The organism is Streptomyces sp. NPDC031111, from assembly GCF_055570675.1.
Genome location: NZ_JBVIGS010000006.1, coordinates 78305 through 102925, shown reverse-complemented (window position 1 = coordinate 102925; position 24621 = coordinate 78305). Strand labels below are relative to the sequence as shown.

Annotated in this window: 25 protein-coding genes, 1 tRNA gene and 1 pseudogene; 9 read left to right on the top strand and 18 right to left on the bottom strand. The window is 70.6% G+C overall.

All coding sequences use genetic code 11. The features are described 5' to 3' along the window. Positions 1–47 precede the first annotated feature (47 nt). Entirely contained in the window at positions 48–1235 is a 1188-nt protein-coding gene (locus ACZ470_RS14920) for a thiolase family protein (RefSeq protein ID WP_468427304.1), read from the bottom strand. 189 nt (positions 1236–1424) lie between these two features. Between ACZ470_RS14920 and ACZ470_RS14915 the strand changes: the two genes are divergently transcribed. The 4 genes from ACZ470_RS14915 (at position 1425) to ACZ470_RS14900 (ending at position 3726) form a co-directional block, all read left to right on the top strand. Further along, positions 1425–1916, top strand: a complete 492-nt coding sequence (locus tag ACZ470_RS14915) for a Dps family protein (RefSeq protein ID WP_468427303.1) — start codon at positions 1425–1427, stop codon at positions 1914–1916. Positions 1917–1958: 42 nt separating this feature from the next. Continuing rightward, positions 1959–2291 carry a DUF3140 domain-containing protein gene (locus tag ACZ470_RS14910; protein ID WP_468427302.1) on the top strand — a complete coding sequence of 111 codons (333 nt, stop codon included), beginning with the start codon at positions 1959–1961 and terminating at the stop codon, positions 2289–2291. 2 nt (positions 2292–2293) lie between these two features. Then, positions 2294–2950: an HhH-GDP family DNA glycosylase gene (locus tag ACZ470_RS14905; protein WP_468427301.1), complete on the top strand. Its 657-nt coding sequence runs from the start codon at positions 2294–2296 to the stop codon at positions 2948–2950. A 239-nt stretch (positions 2951–3189) separates the two neighbouring features. Further along, entirely contained in the window at positions 3190–3726 is a 537-nt protein-coding gene (locus ACZ470_RS14900; RefSeq protein WP_468427300.1) for an NUDIX hydrolase family protein, read from the top strand. Positions 3727–3739: 13 nt separating this feature from the next. Here the strand turns inward: ACZ470_RS14900 and ACZ470_RS14895 are convergent, their stop codons facing one another. From ACZ470_RS14895 to ACZ470_RS14860, 8 genes are all read right to left on the bottom strand, one after another. Further along, positions 3740–4918 carry an ABC transporter ATP-binding protein gene (locus ACZ470_RS14895; protein WP_468427299.1) on the bottom strand — a complete coding sequence of 393 codons (1179 nt, stop codon included), beginning with the start codon at positions 4916–4918 and terminating at the stop codon, positions 3740–3742. A 25-nt stretch (positions 4919–4943) separates the two neighbouring features. Beyond that, positions 4944–5777: a carbohydrate ABC transporter permease gene (locus ACZ470_RS14890; RefSeq protein ID WP_468427298.1), complete on the bottom strand. Its 834-nt coding sequence runs from the start codon at positions 5775–5777 to the stop codon at positions 4944–4946. Further along, positions 5777–6694: a carbohydrate ABC transporter permease gene (locus ACZ470_RS14885; protein WP_468427297.1), complete on the bottom strand. Its 918-nt coding sequence runs from the start codon at positions 6692–6694 to the stop codon at positions 5777–5779. Before ACZ470_RS14885 ends, ACZ470_RS14890 begins: the two co-directional genes overlap by 1 nt. Further along, a complete protein-coding gene (locus ACZ470_RS14880; RefSeq protein WP_468427296.1) occupies positions 6691–7956 on the bottom strand; it encodes an ABC transporter substrate-binding protein in 1266 nt (421 codons plus the stop codon). Before ACZ470_RS14880 ends, ACZ470_RS14885 begins: the two co-directional genes overlap by 4 nt. Positions 7957–8182: 226 nt before the next feature. After that, positions 8183–8256 (bottom strand) — tRNA-Pro (locus ACZ470_RS14875). Between the two features lie 187 nt (positions 8257–8443). After that, complete coding sequence (locus ACZ470_RS14870) at positions 8444–8803, bottom strand: MmcQ/YjbR family DNA-binding protein (RefSeq protein WP_468427295.1); 360 nt, start codon at positions 8801–8803, stop codon at positions 8444–8446. 30 nt (positions 8804–8833) lie between these two features. After that, positions 8834–9379 carry a GNAT family N-acetyltransferase gene (locus ACZ470_RS14865; RefSeq protein ID WP_468427294.1) on the bottom strand — a complete coding sequence of 182 codons (546 nt, stop codon included), beginning with the start codon at positions 9377–9379 and terminating at the stop codon, positions 8834–8836. After that, the gene (locus tag ACZ470_RS14860; RefSeq protein ID WP_468427293.1) at positions 9376–9960 is read right to left on the bottom strand and encodes a helix-turn-helix domain-containing protein; all 585 of its coding nucleotides are present in this window, start codon (positions 9958–9960) and stop codon (positions 9376–9378) included. Before ACZ470_RS14860 ends, ACZ470_RS14865 begins: the two co-directional genes overlap by 4 nt. A 156-nt stretch (positions 9961–10116) precedes the next feature. On the opposite strand from ACZ470_RS14860, the gene ACZ470_RS14855 reads away from it, so the two are divergent. Then, positions 10117–10773 (top strand): HEAT repeat domain-containing protein, encoded by a 657-nt coding sequence (locus ACZ470_RS14855; RefSeq protein ID WP_468427292.1) that lies wholly within the window; start codon positions 10117–10119, stop codon positions 10771–10773. Beyond that, positions 10760–11761, top strand: a complete 1002-nt coding sequence (locus ACZ470_RS14850) for a HEAT repeat domain-containing protein (RefSeq protein WP_468427291.1) — start codon at positions 10760–10762, stop codon at positions 11759–11761. The genes ACZ470_RS14855 and ACZ470_RS14850 overlap by 14 nt, the downstream gene beginning before the upstream one ends. Before the next feature lie 14 nt (positions 11762–11775). Here ACZ470_RS14850 and ACZ470_RS14845 read toward each other — a convergent pair whose 3' ends face one another. The 7 genes from ACZ470_RS14845 to ACZ470_RS14815 form a co-directional block, all read right to left on the bottom strand. Further along, a complete protein-coding gene (locus tag ACZ470_RS14845) occupies positions 11776–12168 on the bottom strand; it encodes a VOC family protein (protein WP_468427290.1) in 393 nt (130 codons plus the stop codon). A gap of 178 nt (positions 12169–12346) precedes the next feature. Beyond that, the gene (locus ACZ470_RS14840; protein ID WP_468427289.1) at positions 12347–14488 is read right to left on the bottom strand and encodes a cellulose binding domain-containing protein; all 2142 of its coding nucleotides are present in this window, start codon (positions 14486–14488) and stop codon (positions 12347–12349) included. A gap of 307 nt (positions 14489–14795) precedes the next feature. Continuing rightward, positions 14796–16169, bottom strand: a complete 1374-nt coding sequence (locus ACZ470_RS14835; protein ID WP_468427288.1) for a cellulase family glycosylhydrolase — start codon at positions 16167–16169, stop codon at positions 14796–14798. 260 nt (positions 16170–16429) lie between these two features. Then, on the bottom strand, positions 16430–16717 hold the full coding sequence (locus ACZ470_RS14830; protein WP_468427287.1) for a hypothetical protein: 288 nt from the start codon (positions 16715–16717) through the stop codon (positions 16430–16432). A gap of 41 nt (positions 16718–16758) precedes the next feature. After that, entirely contained in the window at positions 16759–18051 is a 1293-nt protein-coding gene (locus tag ACZ470_RS14825) for a M24 family metallopeptidase (protein WP_468427286.1), read from the bottom strand. A gap of 11 nt (positions 18052–18062) precedes the next feature. Continuing rightward, entirely contained in the window at positions 18063–19061 is a 999-nt protein-coding gene (locus tag ACZ470_RS14820; RefSeq protein ID WP_468427285.1) for an SDR family NAD(P)-dependent oxidoreductase, read from the bottom strand. Positions 19062–19093: 32 nt separating this feature from the next. Continuing rightward, positions 19094–19858, bottom strand: coding sequence for an SDR family NAD(P)-dependent oxidoreductase (locus tag ACZ470_RS14815; protein ID WP_468427284.1), 765 nt, complete (start codon positions 19856–19858; stop codon positions 19094–19096). Positions 19859–19979: 121 nt separating this feature from the next. Between ACZ470_RS14815 and ACZ470_RS14810 the strand changes: the two genes are divergently transcribed. Next, complete coding sequence (locus ACZ470_RS14810) at positions 19980–20807, top strand: helix-turn-helix transcriptional regulator (protein WP_468427283.1); 828 nt, start codon at positions 19980–19982, stop codon at positions 20805–20807. 197 nt (positions 20808–21004) lie between these two features. Further along, positions 21005–21319, top strand: a pseudogene (locus ACZ470_RS14805) (helix-turn-helix domain-containing protein); the annotation flags it as partial. 49 nt (positions 21320–21368) lie between these two features. Here the strand turns inward: ACZ470_RS14805 and ACZ470_RS14800 are convergent. Continuing rightward, a complete protein-coding gene (locus tag ACZ470_RS14800; protein WP_468427282.1) occupies positions 21369–21971 on the bottom strand; it encodes a TetR/AcrR family transcriptional regulator in 603 nt (200 codons plus the stop codon). Positions 21972–22048: 77 nt separating this feature from the next. On the opposite strand from ACZ470_RS14800, the gene ACZ470_RS14795 reads away from it, so the two are divergent. After that, on the top strand, positions 22049–23527 hold the full coding sequence (locus ACZ470_RS14795) for an aldehyde dehydrogenase family protein (protein ID WP_468427281.1): 1479 nt from the start codon (positions 22049–22051) through the stop codon (positions 23525–23527). A gap of 401 nt (positions 23528–23928) precedes the next feature. On the opposite strand, the gene ACZ470_RS14790 is transcribed toward ACZ470_RS14795, so the two are convergent. Further along, the gene (locus ACZ470_RS14790; RefSeq protein ID WP_468427280.1) at positions 23929–24411 is read right to left on the bottom strand and encodes a hypothetical protein; all 483 of its coding nucleotides are present in this window, start codon (positions 24409–24411) and stop codon (positions 23929–23931) included. Between the last annotated feature and the right edge of the window lie 210 nt (positions 24412–24621).

Sequence of the window (24621 nt, the reverse complement as noted above, 5' to 3'; positions counted from 1 at the left end):
ACGCCCGTAAGGACCGTCTCACCCGACGGCACCCGGTGCCGTGCCGGTCAGTGCCTCTCGACCAGCACCGCGCTGCCCTGCCCGACGCCGACACACATGGTGGCCAGGCCCCGTTCGGCGCCCGTGCGGCGCATGCGGTGGAGGAGGGTGGTGAGGATGCGGGCGCCGGAGCAGCCCAGCGGGTGGCCGAGGGCGATGGCGCCGCCGCTGGGGTTGACCAGGCCGGGGTCGATCCCGAGCTGGTCGACGCAGGCCAGGGCCTGGGCCGCGAACGCCTCGTTGAACTCGGCCTCCTGGAGGTCGCCGATGTCCCAGCCGGCGCGGGCGAGCACCTTGCGGGTGGCGGGGACGGGGCCGATGCCCATGACGTCCGGGTGGACGCCCGCGGAGCCACCGGCGACATAGCGGCCGAGCGACTCCAGGCCCAGGTCGTTGAGGGCCTCCTCGCTGACGAGGATCAGGCCGGCGGCTCCGTCGTTCATCGGGGAGGCGTTGCCCGCGGTGACCGAGCCGCCCGCGCGGAACACCGGCTTCAGCCGGGCCAGCTTCTCGATCGAGGTGTCCTCGCGGACGCACTCGTCGGTGTCGACGACCACTCCGTCCGGGCGGGTCACGGGCAGGAGTTCGTCGTCGAAGTGGCCGTTCTTGCGCGCGTCGGCGGCCCGTTGGTGGCTGCGCAGCGCGAACTCGTCCTGACGTTCGCGCGGGATGCCGTACCGGGCGGCGACCTCCTCGGCGGTCTCCCCCATGGCCAGCAGACCGTGCAGCTCCTTCATCGCCGGGTTGACCAGCCGCCAGCCGAGGCGGGTGTCGGCGGTCTCCATGCGGTGCGGGAGGGCCTCGTCGGGGCGGGGCAGGACGAAGGGGGCGCGGCTCATCGACTCGGAGCCGCCCGCGATCACGATGTCGGCCTCGCCGGCCGCGATGGTGCGGGCGGCGGTGGTGACGGCCTCGAGGCCGGAGGCGCACAGCCGGTTGACCGTGGCGCCCGGAACGGACTCGGGGAGCCCGGCGAGCAGCGCGGCCATGCGGGCGACATTGCGGTTGTCCTCGCCGGCCTGGTTGGCGGCGCCCCAGTAGACGTCGTCGACACGGGCCGGGTCCAGCGCGGGCACGTCGGCGACCAGGCCGCGGATCACGGCGGCGGCGAGGTCGTCGGGACGTACGGTGGAGAGGGCTCCGCGCAGCTTGCCGATGGGGGTGCGGCGGGCGGCCGCGAAGTGGACGGGACGCACGACAGGACTCCTGACCTCTTAATTAGCACCGCTAGTTTTGGACTATAGACCGCCGGGCGGCTCCCTGGGAAGATCCCGGCCGGTCGCGCGGCTCGCGTCGCCGTCCGGGGGTGGTGTTTGTGCCCGAGGGCCAGGGGCACCCGCGCGTTCGTGGACCACGGACGATGCGAGAAGGAGGAGCGGCACCCCATGACCGTTGTGAGGAGCACCCTGCCCGACGAGGCCCGCCGGGTTTCCTGCGAGGCCCTCCAGGACACCCTGGTGGACCTGCTCGGGCTGTCACTGATCGGGAAGCAGGCGCACTGGAACGTCGTGGGTCCGCGGTTCCGTTCCATCCACCTCCAGCTGGACGAGGTGGTCTCGGCCGCGCGCACCCACGCCGACACGGTGGCGGAGCGGGCCGCGGCGCTCGGCGTGCCGCCGGACGGCCGCCCGGAGACCATCGCCCAGGTCTTCTCGCTGCCGGCCCCCAAGGAGGGCTGGCTGCGCGACTCGGAGGCCGTGGAGGTGATGACGGAGGCGCTCGGCGCGGCGGTCACGCGCCTGCGGGAGCGCATCGACGCGACCGAGAAGGCGGACCTGGTCACCCAGGACCTGTTGATCACGATCACCGCGGAACTGGAGAAGCAGCGCTGGATGTTCGAGGCGGAGAACTTCCCCGGCGGTTCCGGCGGTTCCTGACCGCCCCGGCACCGGGACACACACGCACGTAAGGGGCACATCATGAGCGACGCCCTAGAGATGGACGCGCTGTGGGACGACTTCCACCGCGTGGTGAACATGACCTCGGCGGAACTCGCGGCCTGGCTGCGGGTGAGCGACGCCGACGAGACCACCGAGCCGCTGCCGGACCAGGCGGGCACCGAGACGGGGCAGCACGTCCTCGCGATACTCCAGAAGCGCCGCACCGACCTCACCGAGGACGACCTGCGGGTGATGGAGGAGGTCGTGGACACCGTCACCGCGCAGACCGACCCGGAGAACGAGCCCGCGGCCGAGGACACGGCGCGTCGGCACCACCTCATGACCCTCGGCCACGACCCGCTCAAGGCGTAGCCGTGGCCGGCCGGGACGAGAAGGTGGTCCGCGCCCTCGTCGACGCGCACGGGCGGACGTACGCGGAAGAGGCCGGCATCACGCTCAAGGACACCCCGCAGCCGCTGTACCGGCTGCTGGTGCTGGCCCATCTGCTCAGCGCCCGCATCAAGGGGTCGATCGCCGTGGCCTCCGCCCGTGCGCTGTACGAGGCGGGGCTGCGCGATCCCCGCCGCATGGCCGACGCCGACTGGCAGGAACGGGTGGACGCCCTCGGCCGGGGCGGCTACCGGCGCTACGACGAGCGCACCGCGACCCAACTGGGCGACGCGGCCGAGCTGTTGACCGAGCGCTGGGGCGGGGACCTGCGCAGGCTCCGCAAGGAGGCGGACGGTGACGCGGGCGAACTGCGCCGTCTGCTCCAGGAGTTCCCCGGCATGGGACCGGCCGGTGCCGACATCTTCCTGCGTGAAGTCCAGCGCGTCTGGCCGGAGGCGGCCCCGCGGCTGGACGCCAAGGCGCTCCAGGGCGCGGAGCGGCTCAAGCTGCCGAAGGACCAGGACCGGCTCCTCGGCCTCGCGGGACGCACCGAACCGGCCGTCCTCGCGGCGGCGTTGGTCCGCGCCGCGATCGACAAGGCCGTAGCCGAGGACTCCCTGCAACGCGCCGACACCGGTTGAACCCCGCAGTCTGCGGGCAGTCGTGCCGCTGGGGCGGCACGGGTGGGCGCAGGCGGCACCTCGCCAGCGCCGAGCAGCGCAACGCCCCCTGCAGCCAACGGGACTGTCGCATGCCGGGTGCGGGCCGGTGGGTGGCTGGTCGCGCAGTTCCCCGCGCCCCTGGGGGGTGAGTGCCGAGCCGCGTCGGAAGTACGGCGCGGTGGCCGTGAAGTCCTGAACGCTGAAAGTATGATCAAGCAATGTCTGACATGACAGAAACCACGCCGGGCTGGCTGTCCTCCGACGATCTGGAGATGGCACGGGCCCGGATGCCGATCCTGTACGTAGAGGCCGTGCCCGTGCGGGTCGACGACAGCGGTGAAGTCACCAGCGTCGGCCTGCTGCTGCGCATCGGACCCGACGGGACGGTCAGCCGGACCCTGGTCTCCGGCCGGGTGCTGCACCACGAACGGGTCCGGGACGCCCTGCTGCGCCATCTGGAGAAGGATCTCGGCCCGGTGGCCCTGCCCCGCGTCCCGGCCTCGCTCCAGCCGTTCACGGTCGCCGAGTACTTCCCCACGCAGGGCATCACCCCGTTCCACGACCCCCGTCAGCACGCGGTGTCGCTGGCGTACATCGTGCCGGTGACGGGTGACTGCCGGCCCCGGCAGGACGCGCTGGACCTGGTCTGGTTCAGCCCGCAGGAGGCCGTGTCGCGGGCGGTGCAGAGCGAGATGCCCGGCGGACACGGCGTGCTGCTGAAGCAGGCACTGGCCCACGCCGGCTGCGTGATCTGACGCGGGAGGCGGACTAGCCCTCCGGGTGGGTGAGGTTGCTTCCGCTCGACGGGTCGAAGACATGGGCCTTGCCCATGTCGACCCGGAGGTCGACGGGTGCGCCCTCGCGGGCCCGGGTGGCGGCGTTCAGCCGGGCCACGATCTGCGGCGCCGGTCCGGCGCCGGTGTCGCGCAGGCCCGAGTCCGTGGCGAGCTCCTCCAGTTCGGCGGTGGTCACCGGTCCGCCCTCCGCGCTGAAGTAGACGTACGCGTCGGAGCCCAGCGACTCCAGCACGTCCACGGTGGCGGTGACGACGGGACCGCCCGTCTCACGGGCCAGGCTCGCGTCCTCGAAGGCCTCGGGGCGCAGCCCGACGATGACCTCGCGGGGCGTCTCCCGCCGTTCCAGCACCCGCCGCATGCGGTCGTCGAGCGGCAGCTCGCCCAGCGGCGTGCGCAGGATGCCGCCGGACAGGGAGGCGTTGACGAAGTTCATCGCCGGGGAGCCGATGAAGCCCGCGACGAACAGGTTGCGCGGCATGTCGTAGAGCTCGGCGGGGGTGCCGACCTGCTGGACCAGGCCCTGCCGCATCACCACGACCCGGTCGCCGAGGGTCATCGCCTCCGTCTGGTCGTGGGTGACGTACACGGTGGTGGTGCCCAGGCGGCGCTGGAGCCGGGAGATCTGGGTGCGCATCTGCACGCGGAGCTTGGCGTCGAGGTTGGACAGCGGCTCGTCCATGAGGAACGCCTTGGGGTCGCGGACGATCGCCCGGCCCATGGCCACCCGCTGCCGCTGGCCGCCCGAGAGGTTGGCGGGCTTGCGGTCCAGGAACTCGCTCAGGTCGAGGACCCGGGCGGCCTCCTCGACCTTGCTGTCGACGGTGGCCTTGTCGACCTTCGCCAGCCGCAGCGGGAACCCCATGTTCTCCCGCACGCTCATGTGCGGGTACAGGGCGTAGCTCTGGAACACCATGGCCACGTCGCGCTCCTTGGGAGCGAGGTCGTTGACGACCCGGCCGCCGATGCGCAGGACGCCCTCGGTGATGTCCTCGAGGCCGGCGATCATGTTCAGGGTGGTCGACTTGCCGCATCCGGACGGGCCGACCAGGATCACGAACTCGCCGTCGGCGATGTCGAGGTTCACGTCCCGCACGGCGAGGGAGCCGTCGGGATAGCGCTTGGTGACTCCCTCTAGGACGATCTCGGCCATGGCCTGCGCCTCCTTGCTGTCGTTCTCATCCCTTGACCGCCCCGGAGGTCAGTCCGGCGACGATCCGCCGCTGGAAGAGCAGGACGAAGATGATGATCGGGACGGTGATCACCACGGCGGCGGCGGCGATCGACCCGGTGGGCTGCTGGAACTGCGAGCTGCCGGTGAAGAAAGCGATCGCCGCGGGGACCGTGCGCGCGGACTCGGTGGAGGTCAGCGAGATCGCGAACAGGAAGTCGTTCCAGCAGAAGATGAACACGAGGATGGCGGTGGTGAACACGCCGGGCGCGGCGAGCGGCACGATGACCAGCCGGAAGGCCTGTGCGGGGGTGGCCCCGTCCACCTTGGCGGCCTTCTCCAGGTCCCAGGGGATCTCGCGGAAGAACGCGGACAGGGTGTAGATCGCCAGCGGCAGCGAGAAGGTCATGTACGGGATGATCAGCCCGATCCAGGTGTCGAAGATCCCGATGATCCGCTCGATGTTGAACAGCGGGGACACCAGGGAGATCGGCGGGAACATGGCGATGAGGAGCGACATGCCGATCAGCACCTGTTTGCCGGGGAACCGCAGCCGGGCCACGGCGTAGGCGGCCATGGTGCCGAGGAGCACGGCGATCACCGTGGCGATCAGGGCGATGCCGATCGAGTTGATCAGTGCCCGGGTGAACTCGGAGGTCTCGAAGATGCCCCGGTAGTTCTCCAGGGTCCAGTCGCGGGGAATGTAGTTGCCGTCGGTGAGGGTGCCCGGGTCCTTGAACGACAGCGCGGCGATCCACCACACCGGGAACAGGGCGTACAGCACCACCACGACGTTGACGACGCCCCAGCGGGTGGCGTGGGACTTGCCGACGGCGGCCATCAGCGTTTCACCTCCGCCCCCGGTGCCGCGGCGCCGAACAGCTTGACGAAGGTGAAGGCGATGATCCCGACACAGAGGAAGATCAGGACCGAGATCGCCGACCCGATGCCCAGGTTCAGCGCGGTGAACAGGTTGTCGTAGCCGAGGATCGACAGGGAGCCGGTGCCCTGCGCGCCCGCGGTCAGCACGTAGATGTTGTCGAAGATCCGGAACGCGTCGAGGGTGCGGAACAGCAGGGCGACCAGGATGGCCGGTTTCATCAGCGGCAGCATGACCTTGGTGAACCGCTGCCAGGGGGTGGCGCCGTCGACCATGGCCGCCCTCAGGGTCTCCTCGGGGACCAGGGCGAGGCCCGCCAGCAGGAGCAGCGCCATGAACGGGGTGGTCTTCCACACCTCGGCGAGGACGATCAGCCACAGCGCGGGCCACTGCTCGGTGAGCGGGGCGTCACCGCTGGGCAGCAGCTCGGCGAGGTAGCCGAGTTCGGGGGTCCAGGCGTACTGCCAGGAGAAGGCGGCCACGACGGTGACGATGCCGTACGGGACGAGGACCGCGGTGCGGACCGTGCCGCGCAGGAAGAGCGTGCGGTGCATCACCAGGGCGAGGCCCATGCCGAGGACGAGTTCGATGGCCACGGACACGGCGGTGAGGAACACCGTGACCCAGAAGGCGTCCCACCAGAACGGCGAGGACAGCACCGCCCCGTAGTTGCTCAGGCCCACGAACTCGGCCCGGTCCGGGAAGCGCAGGTCGTAGCGCTGGAGGGACAGGTAGACCGCGTAGCCGATGGGGTAGGCGGTCACGGCGGTCATGACGATGACGGCCGGCGCGCACAGCAGCAGGCCGAGGCGGCGTTCCTGCCGGGCGCCGGCCGAGGGCGCCTTCCTGCCCTTCGGCGGGTCCGCCGTCGTGGTCACGGGATCACACCCTCGGATCGCAGGGCCTGGTCGATCTGCTCCCGGATGGTGTCGACCGCGCTCTCCGGCTGGATGCCGGACGGTGGGGACAGGGTGTGGGAGACGGCGATCGACACGTTCTGGTAGGCGGGGGTGAGCGGCCGTACGCTCGCCGATTCCAGGGCGGACAGCACCTCCTTGGAGAAGGGGTACTCCTTCATGAAGGCGGGCTCGTCGTACAGGGCGCGCAGGGTGGGCGGCAGTCCGCCCTCGAGCGCGGCGGTGAGCTGGTTCTCCCGGTCGCGCAGGCACAGGGCCGCCTCGTAGGCCGCGGCGGGGTGGCGGGAGTAGGCGCTGACGGCGAGGTCGATGCCGCCGATGGTGGGGCGGGACGGGCGGCCGGCGTCGACGCGGGGGTAGGGCGCCCAGCGGAAGTTCTCGAACAGCCGCGGGTTGTTCGCCTTCATCGACGGATAGACGAACGGGTAGTTGATCTCGAAGGCCGCCACGCCCGACTCCATGGCCAGGCGGTTCTGGTCCTCCATCTGGTTGGGCAGGGAGGGGTCGGCGGCCGGTGAGTTCGCGAGGTCGCGCATGATCGAGGCGGCCCGTACGGCGGGCGGGCCGAGGGACGGCTCGGTGGCGCTCGGGTCGAGGATGCTGCCGCCCGCGCTGTTGATCAGCGAGTTGAACCAGACGGTGAGGCCCTCGTACTGGGCGCCCTGGATCTCCACGTAGTGCGGTCGGCCCTGCCGGGCGAGGTCGCGGGACATGGCGATCATTTCGGACCAGGTCTTCGGCGGGGTGGGCACCAGGTCCCGGCGGTACCACAGCAGCTGGGTGTTGGTGTTGTACGGGACGGCGTAGAGCCGGCCCTTCCAGGTGGCCGTCTGGAGGGGGACCCGGAGCGTGCCCTCGGTGGCCCGGCGTTTCGCCTCGCCCGTCCATTCGCGGATCCAGCCGGCCTCGGCGAACTCCGCGGCCCAGGTGACGTCCAGGCCCAGGATGTCGAGGGAGTCGTCCTCGGCGGCGAGTCTGCGCACCATCTGCTGGCGTTGGCCGTCGGCGGCCCGGGGCAGTTTGTTGTAGCTGATCCGGTAGCGGCCGCCGGATTCCCGGCTGCAGCGGTCGGCGGCCTTCTGGAGGGCGCCGGAGTCGTCGGGGAAGTTGTACCAGTTGAGCGTGGGCCGGGAGGTGTCCTCGTCACCGCCGCAGGCGGCGAGCGTCGAGGCCAGCAGGGTCAGCGCGGCCAGCAACCGCGTCCGTCGCAGCACGCGCTCCACACCTCGCTTCCGGGATCGCGGCGCGGGTCTCCGACCCCCGCGGCGGCGCCTACCCGGCGAACGTTAAACAGGACATAGGGCGACATCAAGGACATTTGACAATGACTTACCCAGGGCGCCGGGTGCTCCGGTGGTGACACGGAGAGGGCGGCCGTCGCTCACCGGGAACGACGAAGAGGCCGTCCCGGGTGTCCCCGATACGGCCTCCGACCTGCTGTTCGACAAGTCGGGACGACAGGATTTGAACCTGCGACCCCTTGACCCCCAGTCAAGTGCGCTACCAAGCTGCGCCACGTCCCGTTGCCCGTCTGACCTGGGGATTCCCCCGGCCGAACGCGCATGGAAACCATACCGCACTCGGGGCGGTGATCGCGCACCCGTTTACGGCCGCTCACCGGTGCCGTGGCGGCCGGGGCCCCCCTCCGGCCCCGGCTGCCACCCACCGTCCGGGATCATGCCACGGGGCACTGACAACGCCCGGGGGCCGTCAGTCCGCGGGCGGCAGGCCCAGCCGGGGGTGCGCCTCCAGGAGCCGCGTCGGGGCGGCCTGGCGCCAGGAGTCGGCGAGGATGTCGCGCAGCTCGCCCTCGTCCTCCAGGGCGTCCAGGCGGACCCTGACCCAGGCGAACTGTGCCTCGTGGTCGGCGATCCAGAACTTCTCCGGCTCGGCGAGGGCCAGTTCGTCGCGCTCCTCCTTGGGGCAGCGCACGGCGATGGACGTCTCGTCCTCGGGCAGGGTGGCGAACATCTTCCCCGCGACCCGGAACGTGGGCATGCTCCACGCTTCCTTCTCCGTGGTGTCCGGCAGGGACAGGGCGATCCGTCGTACGTCTTCGGCATCCGGCATGGCAGGCACCGTAGCGGCCGGCTCTGACAGTCACCCGGTGGCGGGCTGCTGGGCGCCCGCGACCGGACGCTTGTAGTAGATCGTCGTCGGCCGCAGCACGCCCGCCGGGTCGGCCGCGTAGTCGGGGATGGCGCCGACGGGGGTCCAGCCGCAGGAGCGGTAGAGGCGCTCGGCGGGGCTGCCGGTCTCGGTGTCCAGGTGCAGCAGGGTGATGCCCCGCGCGGCGGCCGCCCGCTCCGCGACCGCCAGCAGCCTCCGGCCGAGCCCCCGGCCGCGGGCCTCGCGGTGCACCATCAGCTTCACCAGTTCCGCGCGGTGGGCGCTGTTGGGCTTGTCGGGGAGGGCGAGGCTCACGGTGCCCAGCACCCTGCCGGGGTCCGTGTGCGCCACCCACACCGCGAGCCGGCCGGCGGCGACGGCCCCGGACCGCTCCCGCCACCAGGCGGCCGCCTCCGCGCGGTCGAGCGGCGCGAGGAAGCCGACGGAGGCGCCGCCGTCCACCGTGTCGGCCAGCAGCTCGGCCAACTCCTCGGCCCTGTCGTCCAGTTGCGCGGCGTCCAGCAGGACGGTCCTCATGGCCGCACCACCGCCAGCGCGTACCGCACGTCGCCGGGGCCGGGGCAGCGGAACCGGGTCGGTCCCCAGACGCGCAGCCGCAGACAGTCGCCGACGCCGAGACGGTGTTCGACGTCCTGGGCCGTCACGGCGAGGGCGCCCTCCATGACCCAGATGTGCTGTTCCAGGCCGGGCACGGGCGGCCGGTCGTAGGCGATGTCCGCACCGGCGACGAGCCGCCCCTCGACGAGTTCGCCGCGCAGCCCGCCGTGCGGCGGGGACACCGACCGGCGCACGAAACCGGACGCCTTGTCCTCCCACACCGGCTGGTCGGCGACCCGCACCAGCGGCGCGGGCTCCGCCTCGACCTCGCTGAGCAACTGGGACATCGTCCGTCCGTAGACGGCGCACAGCCGGTTGAGCAGGGAGGCGGTGGCGCTGGTCTCCGCGCGCTCGGCCCGCGACAGGGTGGACCTGCTGATCCCACTGCGCTCCGCCAGCTCCCCGAGGGACCAGCCGTGCTCGCTCCTCAGCTCGGCCAGCCGCCCGCCGAGCCGCACATCGACGGGGTCCGGGACCCGTCCGGCCTCACCTTCTCTCATATGGGGGACGATATCCCAGATTCGAGACAGCGACGAGGGGTGCCCGACCGATCACGGCACGGCTCCGCTTGACCTTGACACGGTGACAAGGTCTTCACTGCGGCCGAGGAAGAGGAAGCGCTTCCCACGACCATGCCGAAAGAGGAGACGAACACGATGCGAGCTCTGCGAGGGCTGGAGGCCGACGACTCGTCGGTGCGGCTGCGGGCGGCGCTGACCGTCGGCACGACCCCGGACCCCGAATTCGTCGGCAAGCTCATCGAACGCTGCGCGATCGAGCCCGACTTCCACGTGCGGGACATGCTGACCTGGGCACTCACCCGCCACCCACCGTCCGTGACGGTCCCGAGGCTCGTCAATGAACTCGGTTCGCGGCGGGCACAGGCGCGCAGCCAGGCGTTGCACACCCTGTCCAAGGTCGGGGACCGGCGGGCCTGGCCGGCGATCACCCGGGCGTTGTTGACCGACGCCGACGACGAGGTGGCTCGGAGCGCCTGGCGGGCGGCGGTCGTCCTCGTGCCCGCAGGCGGGGAATCCGACCTGGCCGGGGCGCTGGCGACACAGCTGGGGCGCGGCGGGCGGGAGACGCAGCTGAGCCTCGGCCGGGCACTGATCGCGCTCGGTGAGGTGATCGTGCCGGCTCTGCGCGCCGCGATGAAGAATCATGACCCTCGGGTGCGGCAGCACGCCATCGCCGTGGAACGGCTGTTGCGCGACCCGGACGCCGGTTACGAGTGGGCGATCGAGGAGGCGAAGCGCATCGTGGCCCTCGGCGACCGGCCAGGAGGGGTGACGGACAGTGTTGATCGGTGAGGTGGCGCGACGGTCCGGGGTCAGCGCCCGCATGCTCAGGCACTACGAGTCGCTCGGCCTGGTGCGGCCCACGGGCCGCACCCAGGGCGGTTACCGGGAGTACTCCAGCGAGGACATCCGGCGGATCTTCCATGTCGAGAGCCTGCGGTCGTTGGGGCTGTCGCTGCGTGAGGTCGGGCGCGCGCTGGACGATCCCGCCTTCAGGCCCTCGGAACTCGTCGACGACCTCGTCCGCCGGACGCGAGAACGCATCGCGAGTGAGACGGAGCTGCTCACCCGGCTGCGTCGGATCGGCGCGGCGGAACCCGCCGGCTGGGAGGAGGTCCTCCGGACCGTCGCGCTCCTCCAGGGCCTGGGGTCGGAGAGCGCCGGGAAGCGCCAGCGGGCGGCCCTGTCCTCGGTGGATGAGGTCGCGGTGCCGGTGGAGGCCCTGGTCGAGGCGGCGCTGAGCGAGCCGGACCCGAACGTCGCCGGAGCCCTTCGATGGGCCCTGGCGCGAGCGGGCGACGACGGATCGGCACTCCTGGCGGAGGGCCTCGGCTCACCCGTGGCCGACGTACGGAAACGAGCGGTGCGGGCGCTCGCCGAGATTCCGGACGGCGGGGCGACCGCCCTGCTGCGGGACGCCCTCACGCACTCGGACATCGCGGTGCGCAGGTGCGCGGCGCTGGCGCTCGGCGCACGCGGCGTGGCCGACGCGGTCCCCACGCTCGTCGACATGGTCGTCGAGGAGGCGAACGACGTCGACGCGGCGGACGCGCTGAGCGCGCTGGCGAGTGATCCGGCATGGGCGGACCGGATCGTCACCGGGCTCGTCGACCGTCTCGCCCACGCCGCCGCGTCGTCCGCGCGTCGGCGGCTGGCGCAGGCGCTCGCGGACATCCCGGGGGCCGCGGCGTCGCGTGCCCTCGCGGAGCTGTCGCACGACGAGGACCGTGGCGTCGCGCTCACGGCGGCCTATGTTCTCGAACTGCGCACCGCGCGATGACGACCGGCCCCCGGTCAGCGCTCCTGGAGCACGGAGAGCACGTTCCCGGCCGGGTCGGTGAACCACGCGATCGCCTCGGGGCCGTCGCCGCCGACCCGGACGATGCCCTTCTCGTCGTGGTCGAATCCCTCGTAGCGCTCCAGGGTGACCCCGAGCCGCTCCAGTTCGGCGACGGCTGCCTCGATGTCGTCGACGGGGAAGTTGAGGATCGTGAACGTCGCGGGGGTGTGCGTCTCCTTCGGGTAGACGAAGACCCGCGTGCCGCCGCCGAGGGTGAGGGTCAGCACCCGCATGTCCCCCTCCCCGCTCTCCTCCACCTGGAGGCCGAGGGTCTCGCCGTAGAACCGGCGGGCCTTGCCGAGATCGTCGACCGAGAAGCCGCTGAACGCCTGCGCCTGACCGAACATGCTCCGTGTCTCCTCCGCGGGGTGACCGACCTGTGCGCCCCAGGCCACACCACGAGCTCCCCCGTGTCCGGCGCGCCACGCGGGTGGCGGCCGGATGGTGGTGTGCCCTTCACCCGTGGGGAGAACGGCCCCGCCCGGGAGCGGGTTCCCCCGCGGCCGGTCCCGGGCGGGCCGGGCGTCAGCCGGCCGAGCAGACGGCGCCGTTGAGGCGGAAGGCCGTCGGATCGGGGTTGGGCCCGTCGTTGGCGCCGACGAAGCCGAAGGAGGCCGACGACGCGCCGCCCGCGGCGAGCGCTCCGGCGCCGTCGGGCGCCGTCACCCGGACGTGCCGGCCGGTCTGCTGGAATGTGGCGTTCCAGCCGTTGGACACCGACTGACGGTCGGTCGGCCAGTCCCAGTCCACGGTCCAGCCGGTGATCGGGGTGTCCGAGAGGTTCCGGACGGTGACCGTGGCCACGAATCCGTTGCCCCAGCTCGTGTCGCGGTGGTAGGTCACCGCACAGGGAGCCTCCCCCGGGGTGCCGGTGGTGAAGGTGAGCGGATCGGACGGGGCGGACGGGCGGCCCGAGGCGTCGGCCGCGAGCACGTTGACCGTGTGGGTGCTGCCCGGGGGCAGGTTCCGCAGGGTGACGGACGTGCCGGTGGTCTCGCCGATCAGCCGGGTGTGGGCGCCGTCGCGTGCCTGGACCAGGTAGCGGGCCGCGCCGGGCGCGCCCTGCCAGGACAGGCGGGCGGTGGTGTCGGTCACCGACTCCAGGCGCGGGGTTCCCGGGGTGCCGGCGGCGGAGGCGGCGGGCCCGGTGCCGGCCTTCGGGGTGAGAGTGACGGCGAGCATCCCGTACGGCTCCACGGTGACCTGGGAGGCGGCGGCGGGGTCGGCGGCGACGTCGGTGATGTCGCTGTCGCCGCGCGCGTAGCGGCTGACCTCGGGTGCGGCGGCGGACGGGGTGAAGCCCGCGTACTCCAGGTCCACGGTCCGTGCGGCGTCCGGGTCCTTGTTGATCAGGAGCACGCTCAGCCGGCCGTCGCGGCGGTGCACGGCGTGTGCGGAGACGTCCTGCGCGGAGGACGCGGCGGCGACCAACGTGTCGCCCGCGCCGCCGAGTTCGCTGGTCATCTTCATGCCGTAGTAGGGGTGGAACGGTGTGTTGGGCGCCGGCTCGCACACGTCGCCGGTGCAGCCGCCGCTGGACAGCATGCCCATGTCGCCGAAGTCGGTCTCACCGTCGACGGTGGTGATCCGGCCCGGTCCGTTGTGGGTGTCCCACCAGTCGACGGTGAAGACGCCGTTCTCCAGCGCCGTCATGAACGCGTCTGCGGCGAAGAGGCCGTTGGGGCGCGCGGTGAGCATGGCGCCGCCGGTGTTGGTGTTGATCTCGGTGAGGGCGATGCCGATGCGCGGCGAGTCGGGGCCGGCGTACCGGTCCAACTGGTTGCGCACCTCGCGCAGTTCGCCGGGGAGCCTGGTGAGCCGGTTCATGGCGGCCTCGGCGGTGGTGTCGGCGCCGCCCGCGTACCAGTGCACGCTCACGAAGTCGATGACGTCGGTGACCTGGGAGAGCACGGTGTGGTTCCAGTCGCCCGGATCGCCCGCTCCGACCACGCCGTCCGGCCAGTGGCCCGGGGTGGTGAGCACCGCGCCGATCTTGATGGTCGGGTCGACGGCCTTCATGGCCTCGGCGTAGGCGCGGACCTGACGGGCGTACTCCTTGGGGCTCTTGTCCGGGTGCTCGTCGTGCTCCCAGCCGCTGCCGTAGTGGCCGTTGCCGTAGATCTCGTTGCCGATCTCCCAGTACTTGGCGTCGTAGTCCTTGGTGACGTTGGCGTACCGGACCCAGCCGGCCGCCTCCTCGGGCGTGCCCGAGCCGTAGTTGGCGATCAGGATCGGCTGGGCGCCGGTGGCCCGGACGGTACCCATGAAGGCGTCGAAGCCGGTGCCGGGGGCGACGTATCCGCCGGGCGCCGTGTGGGTCTCCCAGTGGTAGATGTCCGCGTAGGAGCCGCCGGGGTAGCGCATCGCCCCCACGTCGGCCGCCTTCATCAGGTCGGCGACCTCCGGGTCGTTCATGTGCGAGTCCCAGATGGCGGCGTTGACGCCGCGCGCGACGTCGGTCATGCGGCCCAGCGATGCCTGTGTGTTGACCCGGACGGCGACGTCCGCGACGTCCGCGGTGGGCGTGTCGGGTGCGGCGGCCGACGCGGCACCGGCGGCGTGCAGTGGGGACAGCAGGGCGAGCGCGGTGGCCAGGGCGGCGGCGCCGCGTGCGAGACGGCGGGTGCCGGTAGGGGCCGGCCGGCCGGGTCTCTGCGACAGGGGCATGCGGGGTCCTCCCTCGGGGTCCGGCGGCACGGCTGTTCCGTGCCGGTGACAGGGAACGGTGCGTGGTTGCGGTGCGTCGGTGCGGCGTGCGGTGGTGCACGGGCGGCGCGCGGCCGGATCCCGCCCATGGGAGCGCTCCCATGATGGGAGTGATGTGATGACCTGTCAACAGAATGGCGTCATTCGACAACCCCTCCACCCGCACCGGCACCATCTTCCGTCACCGGCGGGAAGGGAGATCTGGGAGCGCTCCCAATCGTGGTGCGGAGTACGGGGCTCCGGCGACACCGGAGCCCCGTACGTTTCGTCAGCTGGTGGGGAAGTTGTCCGCCGTGCTGACCCGGCTCTTGATCAGGGCGCCGGACTCGGTGAGCACGCCGCCGCTGCTGTAGTCGGTGCCGTCGCAGGTGCCCGGCTTGAACGCCGCACTGCCCTCGTTGGCGTCCGAGTACGTCCAGTTCGCGTAGCTGATCTTCAGCTGGTCGAGCAGGTCCAGCCACGCGATGCTGCTCGCCCGGTCCACCGCACCGCCGCCGGTGGCGCTCACCGTGCCGAACTCCGAGACGAACAGCGGCAGCTGAGAGGCCGCCCGGCTCACCGCGGCGCGGTAGTTGTCCTTGTGGCTCGCGGCGTAGAAGTGGAACGCGTACATGATGTTGGTCGCGTTCACCGGGTTGTTGATGATCTCGCTCTCGTTGGAGCCGTCGGAGACGCCCAGCGAGGACCAGCCGCGGGTGCCGACGATGATCACCGCGTCCGGGTCTGCGGCGCGGATCACCGGGATGACCTGCTCGGCGTAGTTCTTGATGGCCGTCCAGCTCACACCGTTGGGCTCGTTGGCGATCTCGTAGATCACGTTCTTCTTGCCCGCGTTGCGGGCGGCCACGTTCCTGAAGAACGTCTTGGCGCGGTCGAGGTTGTAGTTCGGGTCACCCGGCGTCAGGGTGTGGAAGTCGATCACCGCGTACATGCCGCGGGCCTCGGCCATGTCGACCAGGCTGTTCACCCGGCTGGTGAAGCCGGCCGGGTCGGTCTCGTAGCCCTGCTCCTGCACGTACATGGCGACACGGAACAGGTCCGACTTCCAGTCCGTCGCCAGCGCGTCCAGGGACGCGTCGTTGTAGCACTTGCTGAACCACTGGATGCCGTGCGTGCTCATGCCGCGCAGCTGGATGGGGCGGTTGTACTGGTTGCACAGGTTCACACCGCAGACCTTCAGCTGCCCGTTGATCCCCACGGGGGTGCCGGTCTCGGGCGGGTCGGTCGGGGGGTCGGTGACGGAGCCCGTGCAGGCCACGCCGTTGAGCGTGAAGGACGCGGGTGTCGGGTTGGCGCCCGTGAAGGACCCCACGAATCCCAGGTCGGCCGACGCGCCGGAGCCCAGCGCGCGGTTCCAGTCGACACCGGAGGCGCTGACCGTGGTGCCGGACTGCGACCAGGTGGCGTTCCAGCCCTGGACGAGCTTCTGCCCGGCGTCCGGCATGGTGAACTTCAGGGTCCAGCCGGAGACGGGGTCACCCAGGTTGGTGACCTTCACCCCGGCCTGGAAGCCGCCCTGCCACTGACTGGTGACGGTGTAGTCGACCCGGCAGCCGGCAGCGGCCGCCGCTTGGGGGCTGACCAGGGCCGTAAGACCGAGACCCATCGCGCCGGCCGCCAGCAGAGCTAAAAAGCGTTTCAAAGCGTTCCTCCTCTTGTGAAGCGGAAACACGCAATGGGAGCGCTCCCAAAGATCTGTCGGTCCGAGACCGTACACCGGTGTGTGGAGGTGCGTATAGGCATTCGACGGACGCGTTCGACAGCCGGGGGAGGCGAAAGGAGACCGGCCTCCGGTCACGGAGCGAGTGGACTGAGACGAGGCCGACGCTCTCGGAGTGCCTCGGCGGAGGCCCTCGGCCCCCTGGTGCTGCTGCCGTGCGGGCCCTGGTCTGCCGTCGGGGGTCAGAGGTAGTTGTCGATGATCGAGTAGGCGATCGCCATCAGGATCCCGAGGACGAGTACCGGAATCGCCAGCACTTTCGCCGTCGAGGACAGCGACTTCACCGCGTTCGCGGCCGCTTTCGAGTAGTGGCGGGCGTGGGCGCCCAGGTCGTGGCGGGCGAAGGCGCGGAGCACCAGCGCGATCACGGCCGTGATCAGGGAAACGGTGAGGGAGGTGCCCACGCCGTGGCCGCCGAGGCGGTCGCCGATGTCGGCGATGTGCGGTTGCTGTTCCTCCGCGGCCTTCATGGCGCCCACCGCGGACTTGACGACCTCTCAGATAGCAGGTATCAAGCCGAGCGGCCCGGACTGCCTTCCGCGCGGAGGATCTGCGCCGTGTACGGGTTGAGCTCGATTGCACCGTCGTCGCCGACGATCACTGTGCCGCCGAGGTAGGCAAGGTGGCGTCCGTAGGCGTAGTTGGGTTCGAGGGCGAAGGTCATTCCCGGTTCGAGTTCCATGTCGGCGGCCATGGTGGGGTGATGCTCGCCTTCGGCGGGATAGGCGTCGGCCCCGGCCATGCGGCGGCTGGCATCGTTGGGGAAGCCACTGACGGCGATCGTCGGGTTGAGTGTGTGGATGGCGGGGCCGAATTCCCATCCGCCGGCGTTGGCGTAGGGCTTGCGGATGTCGGCGACGGCTTCGCCGAACGTCCGGCCGGGGCGCAGGGCTGCCAATCCGGCGTCGTACGCTGCTCGGGTGACGTCGGCGGCACGCAGCAGATCCTCGTGCGGTTCACCGATGGTGATGGTGACCTGGTGCTGGGTGTGGCGGCCGGCGGCATTGCTGAACACCTCGGCGGAGATGACGTCACCGTCCTGCAGGACACGAGGAGCTTGCGGGCTGTAGCTCCACGGCGGCAGGCCCCGTGCGAGCGGGTCGGGGCCCGTCCAGAAGTGCATGGCCGAGGGGGTGGTCCCGCGGGCGTAGCCCGCAGCCATCCCGGCCGCGTACACCTCGCTCTCCGGTACACCGGCGGCGGCGGTCTGCGCCATGGCCCGCACCATGGCGTCACCGATGCGCGCCGAGTGGCGTACTACGGCGATCTCCTCGGGGCCCAGCGGCATGATGAGTCGGCTCAGAGCCATCCCCACGGGTGTGAACTCGGCTGCGGGGAAGGCGGCCAGTATGTTCATCCAGAACCGGTAGGGCACGATGCCCTCGGGGTGCCAGGGCGGAAAGCCCTCCAGGCCGACGACCCCTACCGTCGCCTTCGCAAGCCCCAACTCGTTCAGGGTGGCGGTGACCACGCGGGAGTCGCGGAACATGCGCAGGTTCTCCGGCGGCACCCAGAGGGTGTCACCTCGGCGGGTGGATTCGAGGTGGCCCTTTGTGAACATCTCCATCGGGAGCAGCGAGACCGGCTCGCCCTTGCGCGGGAAGATGACGGTGGTGCCGGCCCGGCCGTTGGTGAACCAGGTGTCGTAGTTGAACGGTGCCGGGCCGGCGTCCTCGTGCTCGCCGAAGACCAGCAGCGCGTCGAGGCCCTCACGGCTCATGAACTCCCGCGCCAGCTCCCAGCGGCGATCACGTTCGGCCATGGAGAATGTGGGCACCGCTGTTTCCTCCGTGATGTTGCTCATCTCGTCCTCCTTCATGTCTCGCTGTTGCGTTGGCGGGTGGTGGCCGCGCCGGTCAGAATCGAGCTGTCCTTCCAGAGCTGCTCCGCGCGGGCGGCGTCGTAGGACTCGTCGGACGAGGGGACGTCCCGGCGCCCGTCGAAGTACCTGGCTGTGGTGCCGCCCAGCTCGGGCGCGGTGGCGAGCCAGGCGAGTGCGCGGCCCGATTCCTGGGCGGTGTGGATGCTGTCCTTCATGACCCGGCGCAGCAGCCACGTGAACCGGGGCGCGATGTGCTGGAACGCGAACCGGACCGGAGCGGGCATCGAGCGCCCCAGCGCGGTATCCAGCATGATCCCGGGGTCGAACGCGTTGGCGGTGACGCCGTCAGGCAGCCGGCGGGCCAGGGCGTAGGTGAAATAGATGTTCGCGAGTTTGGAGGTGCAGTAGCGGCGCTGCCCCCTGAGCAGGGCATTGTCCTTGGCCGCCGCCGGTCCGAGCTCGCCGCGGGCGAGGGCATGCGGGTCGTTCCAGGCCGGGGCAAGTCCGCCTTTGGGGCCAGGGTCGTGGGTGCCGCTTGAGACCACGACCACACGCGACGGCGCCTTCAGTACGGGCAGCAGTGCGTGGACGAGAGCGAAGTGACCCAGGTGGTTGATCCCGAACGTGGCCTCGAATCCGTCGGCGGTCCTGGCATCGTTCGCTCCCATCTGCACGCCCGCGTTGCACACCAGGGCGTGCAGCTGCGGCAGCGCGCCCGAGTTCAGCCGGTCTGTCAGCTCGGCGGCGAAGGACCGGATCGAGTCGAGTGATCCCAGGTTCAGCACCATCGCCTCCACCGAGTTGCCGGCGGCGGCGCCGGCGGCCAGCGCGTCGGCGGCGGCCCGCGAGCGGGCTGCGTCGCGGGAGGCGATCACGACGTGCCATGACCCGGCGGAGGAACCGAGGATCGCTTGCGCGCACGCATAGCCGAGACCGCTGTTCCCCCCGGTGATGACGACAGTCCGGGCGTTGCCCGTCGGATGTTTCGACATCGTCGCTCCTTCGTCGCTCGTGTCGTCCCCCCTCACCACGGGACGTTGCCGTTGCGGTTGCGGTACTGCCTGGTCGGCCCGGGTGAGGTGGTGGCGAGCTCGACGATGGCGTCGGTGCCCTCGGTGACGGTCTGGGTGCCCTGGTGGTGGTTGAGGTCGGTGGCGGTGAAGCCGGGGTCGGCCAGGTTGAACCGGACATCGGGGATGCCGTTGGCGTACTGGACGGTGAGCATGTTCAGGGCCGCCTTGGACGTCGGGTACATCAAGTGGGCGGACCCGGAGTGGTCGGAGCCGGCCGTCGTCGCGCCTGTCAGTGATCCGGCGCCGCTGGAGACCATCACCACCCGCGGATCGTCCGCGGCCCGCAGCAGCGGCAGGAATGCGTGGGTGACACGGACCGGGCCGAGGACGTTGACGCGGAAGACGGGGACGAGGTGCTGCGGCAGGGTCTCCTCCGGCGTGATCACCTTGTCCAGCGGGCCGACCTCCTCGCCGGTTATCCCGGCATTGTTGACCAGGACATCGAGCCGGTCGGTGTGCTCCCTGACGGCTTCGACAGCTGCGGCGACGGAATCGTCGAAGGTCACGTCCAGCGGCACGAAAATCACGTCCGCGCCCTGGGCGGCAAGCCGCGCGGCAGCCTCCTTGCCTCGGGCCTCGTCACGTGCGCCGAGAAAGACGCGCCAGCCGAGCTCGCCGAGCCGGCGGACGGTCTCGTAGCCGAGGCCCTTGTTGGCGCCGGTGACCAGGGCGGTGGTGGGGCTGGTGTGGTTCGGGTTTCCTTGTGATGCGTTCATGCTTCGACGCTAAGCAGCACGAGAAGAGGCATCCAGGTACGCCCGAGGGTGGTATGGGCCGTACCAGGATGCCCGCGCCGCAAAGCCGGAAGTCCGCGCCTGTGGGGAAGAGAATGAATGAATGGACCGCATTGAGCTCGCCCGCGTCGTTAAAGCTGCCCGTGCGCGCACTTCACCGAAGGACGTCGGCCTCCCGGCCGGCCCCAGAAGAAGAGTGCCCGGCCTGCGCCGCGAAGAGGTGGCCCAGCTCGCCGGGCTCAGCGTCGAGTACGTGGTCCGCCTGGAGCAGGGCCGCGGGCCGCAGCCGTCCGACCAGGTACTCACGGCCCTGACCCGAGCACTGCGGCTCGACCGCGATGAGCGCGAACAGGTATTCCGGCTGGCCGGCAGCTCGCCACCGCTGCCCGGCCGGATCGAGATGTCGCTGCGGCCGAGCGTGCTACGCCTTCTCGAACGCCTCAGCGACCTTCCCGCGCTCGTCCTGTCGGCCAAAGGCGATGTGTTGGCACAGAACTCCATAGCCTGCGCGCTCCTCGGCGATTTCATGTGCTGGCCCGATGGGCAACGCAACATCATCTGGCAGCGGTTTCTCGGCGCAGGTGTCACTCACGTATCCAACCCGGAGGAGGCCGAAACGACGGCCCAGCAGTACGTGGGGTGGCTGCGCACCGCGCGCTCGCGCTACCCGGACGATCCGGACCTCCGGTCCTTGATCGAGAACCTGCTCAATGCCAGCGAGCAGTTCTGGAGCATGTGGGAGGAAGGACGCTCCACGACATCCCGGTCCATGCGCAAGACGATCAAGCACCCCGACCTCGGGACACTCACCCTGGACTGCGACACCCTGCTGCTGCCCGACACCGAACAATCAATGATCGTCTTCTCCGCGGCACCGGGCTCACCCGGCGCCGCGGCCCTCGACAAGCTCCGTGCCACGACGGCGCACTGACACATCTCTGCGATGCCGGGAGCGGGCAGGCCACCCCGCTGCCGCCCCGCCTGCATGGCGGTGAATTGCTGTGCCGGAACCACAGTGAGCCTTTTCCAACCTGCCTGCAGAATGCGGGGGTTGGGCTGACAACATAGCGAAGCCCCCTGGTAGATGGGTTTTCGACCAAGAAGAACCGTCTCCACCAGAGGCTTCGCGTGCTTGTCTGCCCGTCCGGGCTGGACCCGTCCAGCTCTGCCCTCCGCTTCCTCACCACTCGCCTGCGAGAGCACCGCCGACTGGGCGGCACCCGATGGCGGCGCCTGAGTGCCGGCCGACAGGCCCTGCTCGCCCTCGCCCACCTCCGCGACGGACACCCTTACGCCCAACTCGCGGCCGGGTTCGGCATCGGCACCACCACCGCCCACCGCTACATCACCGAAGCCATTGACCTCCTGGCCGCGCTCGCCCCGACCCTGGCCGAGGCGGCCCGGACGGCTTCGACGAAGGCGTACGTCCTGCTGGACGGTACAGCGCCCTCTGAGAGTCGCGGCGTCCGCTTACCGCATGCGCCCGGCTGTCTCACACGTCGGGTCGGTCGACGAAGGCGCGGCGCACGGCCTCGCGCAGGGAGGCGCGGCGGCGGCGGTGGATCTGCTGTCCCTCCGAGGCGGTTCCCGTGGTGGTGATGCTGGCGGCTGACCACGTCATGGCCATCGCGATGACCATCGAATGGATGTCCTGGGCGTCGATGTCGGAGGTGAGGGTGCCGTCCTCCTGGCGCTCGACGAGCGCGGCGATCTTCGCCGAGTCGTCGTTGTTCGGGAACAGTGCTCCGACGGGCCTGCGCTCCAGGCGGTTCCAGGTCGCCAGCCGCACCAGGGCCGGATCGGCCAGGTAGGCGTCGTACAGCCGAACCGCATAGCCGGGCAGGTCGTGCGGGGTCAGCCGGACGGCGTCGGTCAGCGCATCGACGTGTTCCGCCAGCACCGCGTCGAACAGCGCCTCCTTGCTCGGGAAGTGGGAGTAGAGCTGGGACTTGTTCGCCCGTGCCTGTTTCGCGATGCGATCCACCCTGGTTCCGGCGATGCCGTGGTCGGCGAACTCCCGGACCGCGGCATCGAGCAGCCTTCGGCGGGTGGCCTGTCCGTCGCTGCGTACCCGTCGCTCTCGTTCTTCGGTCACCCCTCCATCTTAGATGAACCAGCCAGTCCATCTCCGTGTTAGCTTAGATGGACCAACTGGTACTTCTAGGAGAGATCATGAATGCGACTTCGGAGCGAGAACGCCTAGCGCCGGCCCTGCTGACCGAGGGGCCGCTCCGTCTCCTGATCGGCGGGAACTGGGAGCCGGCACGGTCCGGCAAGGTGGCGCCGACCACGGACCCGACCACCGGGCAGGTGCTGACCGAAGTGGCGGTGGCGGGCCCCGAGGATGTCGACCGTGCCGTCGCTGCCGCTCGCCGGGCCTTCGAGTCCCCGTCCTGGTCAGCGATCACGCCCCAGGAGCGGGGGCGTCTGCTGTTGCAGATCGCCGACGTGCTGGAGGAGCACGCCGAGGAACTGGCCGTGCTCGACTCGCTGGACATGGGCGGCGCCCTGGTGACCATGCGGTGGCTGGCGGGGCAGTGCGTCGACGTCCTGCGTCACTACGCGGGCTGGCCCACCAAGATCTACGGGCAGGCGGCGCCCTCCGAGCCCTCGAAGCTGCACTACGTTCTGCGTGAACCGCTCGGCGTCGTCGCCGCCATCACGGCGTGGAACGGCCCGCTGCAGCAGCTGGTCTGGAAGATCGGCGCCGCGCTGGCCACCGGCAACACCGTGGTCGCCAAGCCCGCCCTCTGGAGTTCCCTCTCGGCGATTCGGCTGGGCCAGTTGCTCACGGAGACGGACCTGCCCCCGGGTGTCGTGAACATCGTCACCGGGGACGGCGGAATCACAGGGGAGGCGCTGATCAGCCATCCCGACGTCGACAAGATCTCGTTCACCGGCTCACTGGCCGTCGGCCGCCACATCCAGGAGACCGCCGCTCGCGATCTCAAGCGGGTCACCCTGGAGCTGGGCGGGAAGTCGCCGACGATCGTGTTCGACGATGCCGATCTCGACGCGGCCGCGCAGACGGCGGTAGCCGGATTCGCGATGGGGAGTGGACAGGGATGCGTGGCCGGCAGCCGGATCCTGGTCCAGGAAACGATCTACGACCGGTTCCGCGAGCTGCTGCTCGAGGAGATGGGGAAGTACGTCGCCGGCGACCCCTTCGAGCCCGGCACGATGATGGGTCCCCTCGCGGCTCCCGAGCACTATGCACGGGTCAGCGACTGGATCGACACTGCTCGCGAGGAGGGGGCGACCGTGACCAGGGTCGCGGACTGGGAAGCCGACGGGCGGTTCATCCCACCCACCCTGCTGGAGAACGTCGATCCCGGTATGCGCTCTGTCCGGGAGGAGATCTTCGGTCCGGTCTCGGCGCTGATGTCCTTCACCGACGTCGAAGACGCGATCGCCCGGGGCAACGATACCGAGTACGGCCTGTCCGCCTCGGTGTGGACCCGAGACATCGGACGGATCAACCGTGTTGCGCGTGGCATACGCGCGGGCACCGTCTGGTTCAACACGTTCGGCGACATAAGCACCGGGACAGTGCCGTTCGGCGGGTTCAAGGGCTCGGGCATCGGACGGGAGCACGGGACCGATGTTCTCAACGCCTACACCGAGGCCAAGACAGTGATGATCAACACCTGACCGGTGCGGCCGGTGGTTGTGTGCTCTCCCGGACCCCTCGGCGTCGAGAGCCTCATCCCTGCCGTCCCCGCCTCCAAGCAGATCATCGGAGGGCGCCGCCTCGGGCATGTCGAGGGAGACGCCGGGGTCGCGGGTACGACTTCCACGACCCGCCGGTTCTCCTCGAAGCGGGCGACCGAGCCCAACTCCGTCCCCGAACCGTAGAGTTGGCCACCGCCGGGCCCGCCAGGTCCAGGCGGTGGCGTTGCGGGTCGGGTTGGGGCCCTCGACCGGCGCAGCCCGCCGAACGTCTGCGACACCTCTCCGCTCAGTGTCGTTCGGTCGGCGGCCTCGGCAAGTAGCCAGGACGCGGCATGCGAGATCACTTCATCGCCGTCAGCGGCGACGATGGTCTTCGGGCCCTACCGGGCGCAGTCGGCGCCAACTACGCCTCCAGGCTCGCCGCCAGGGGGATCGCGGCGCTCGTGTCCGACCCCGCCCACCAGGGCCGCAGCGGCGGCGAGCCGCGGGACCTCGAGGACCCGTACCGCCGCGGGGAAGACATCAGCTACGCACTCGACGCGCTCAGCACGATCGTCGGCGTCGATCCGGAGCGCACTGGCGTCCTCGGCGTCTGCGCGGGCGGGGGCTACGCGGTACATACCGCCCGTACCGATCACCGCATCAAGGTTGTCGGCGTGGTCGTTCCCGTCAACCCAGGCGGCGCGTTTCGCAGCTTCCAGCCGGACGGCCCGGCCGCCGCACTCGATGCCATGGCCACTGCACGCCGCACCGAGAACCGCATCGGGGAGCTCACCCGCGAGAACTGGCTCCCCGACAGCGTTGAGGACGCCGCCGCCGGCGGCGTGACCGACATCGACACTCTGGAGGCAGTCCGGTACCACCGCACCGAGTCGATCAATCCCGGATGCTCGAGTTCAACGGAGCGTAGTCAGCACCAAGTCAATTGGTCAGCACCAAACCAGCACGGGAGTCAGCACGGCACCGGTCAAATCGTGCTGAACCACGCGTCCCGGACGGCACTCGTTTCGACCACCATCGATCACCTGAACCGCCTTTCCACAAGCCGGCATGGTGGCCGCGCGCATAGCCGA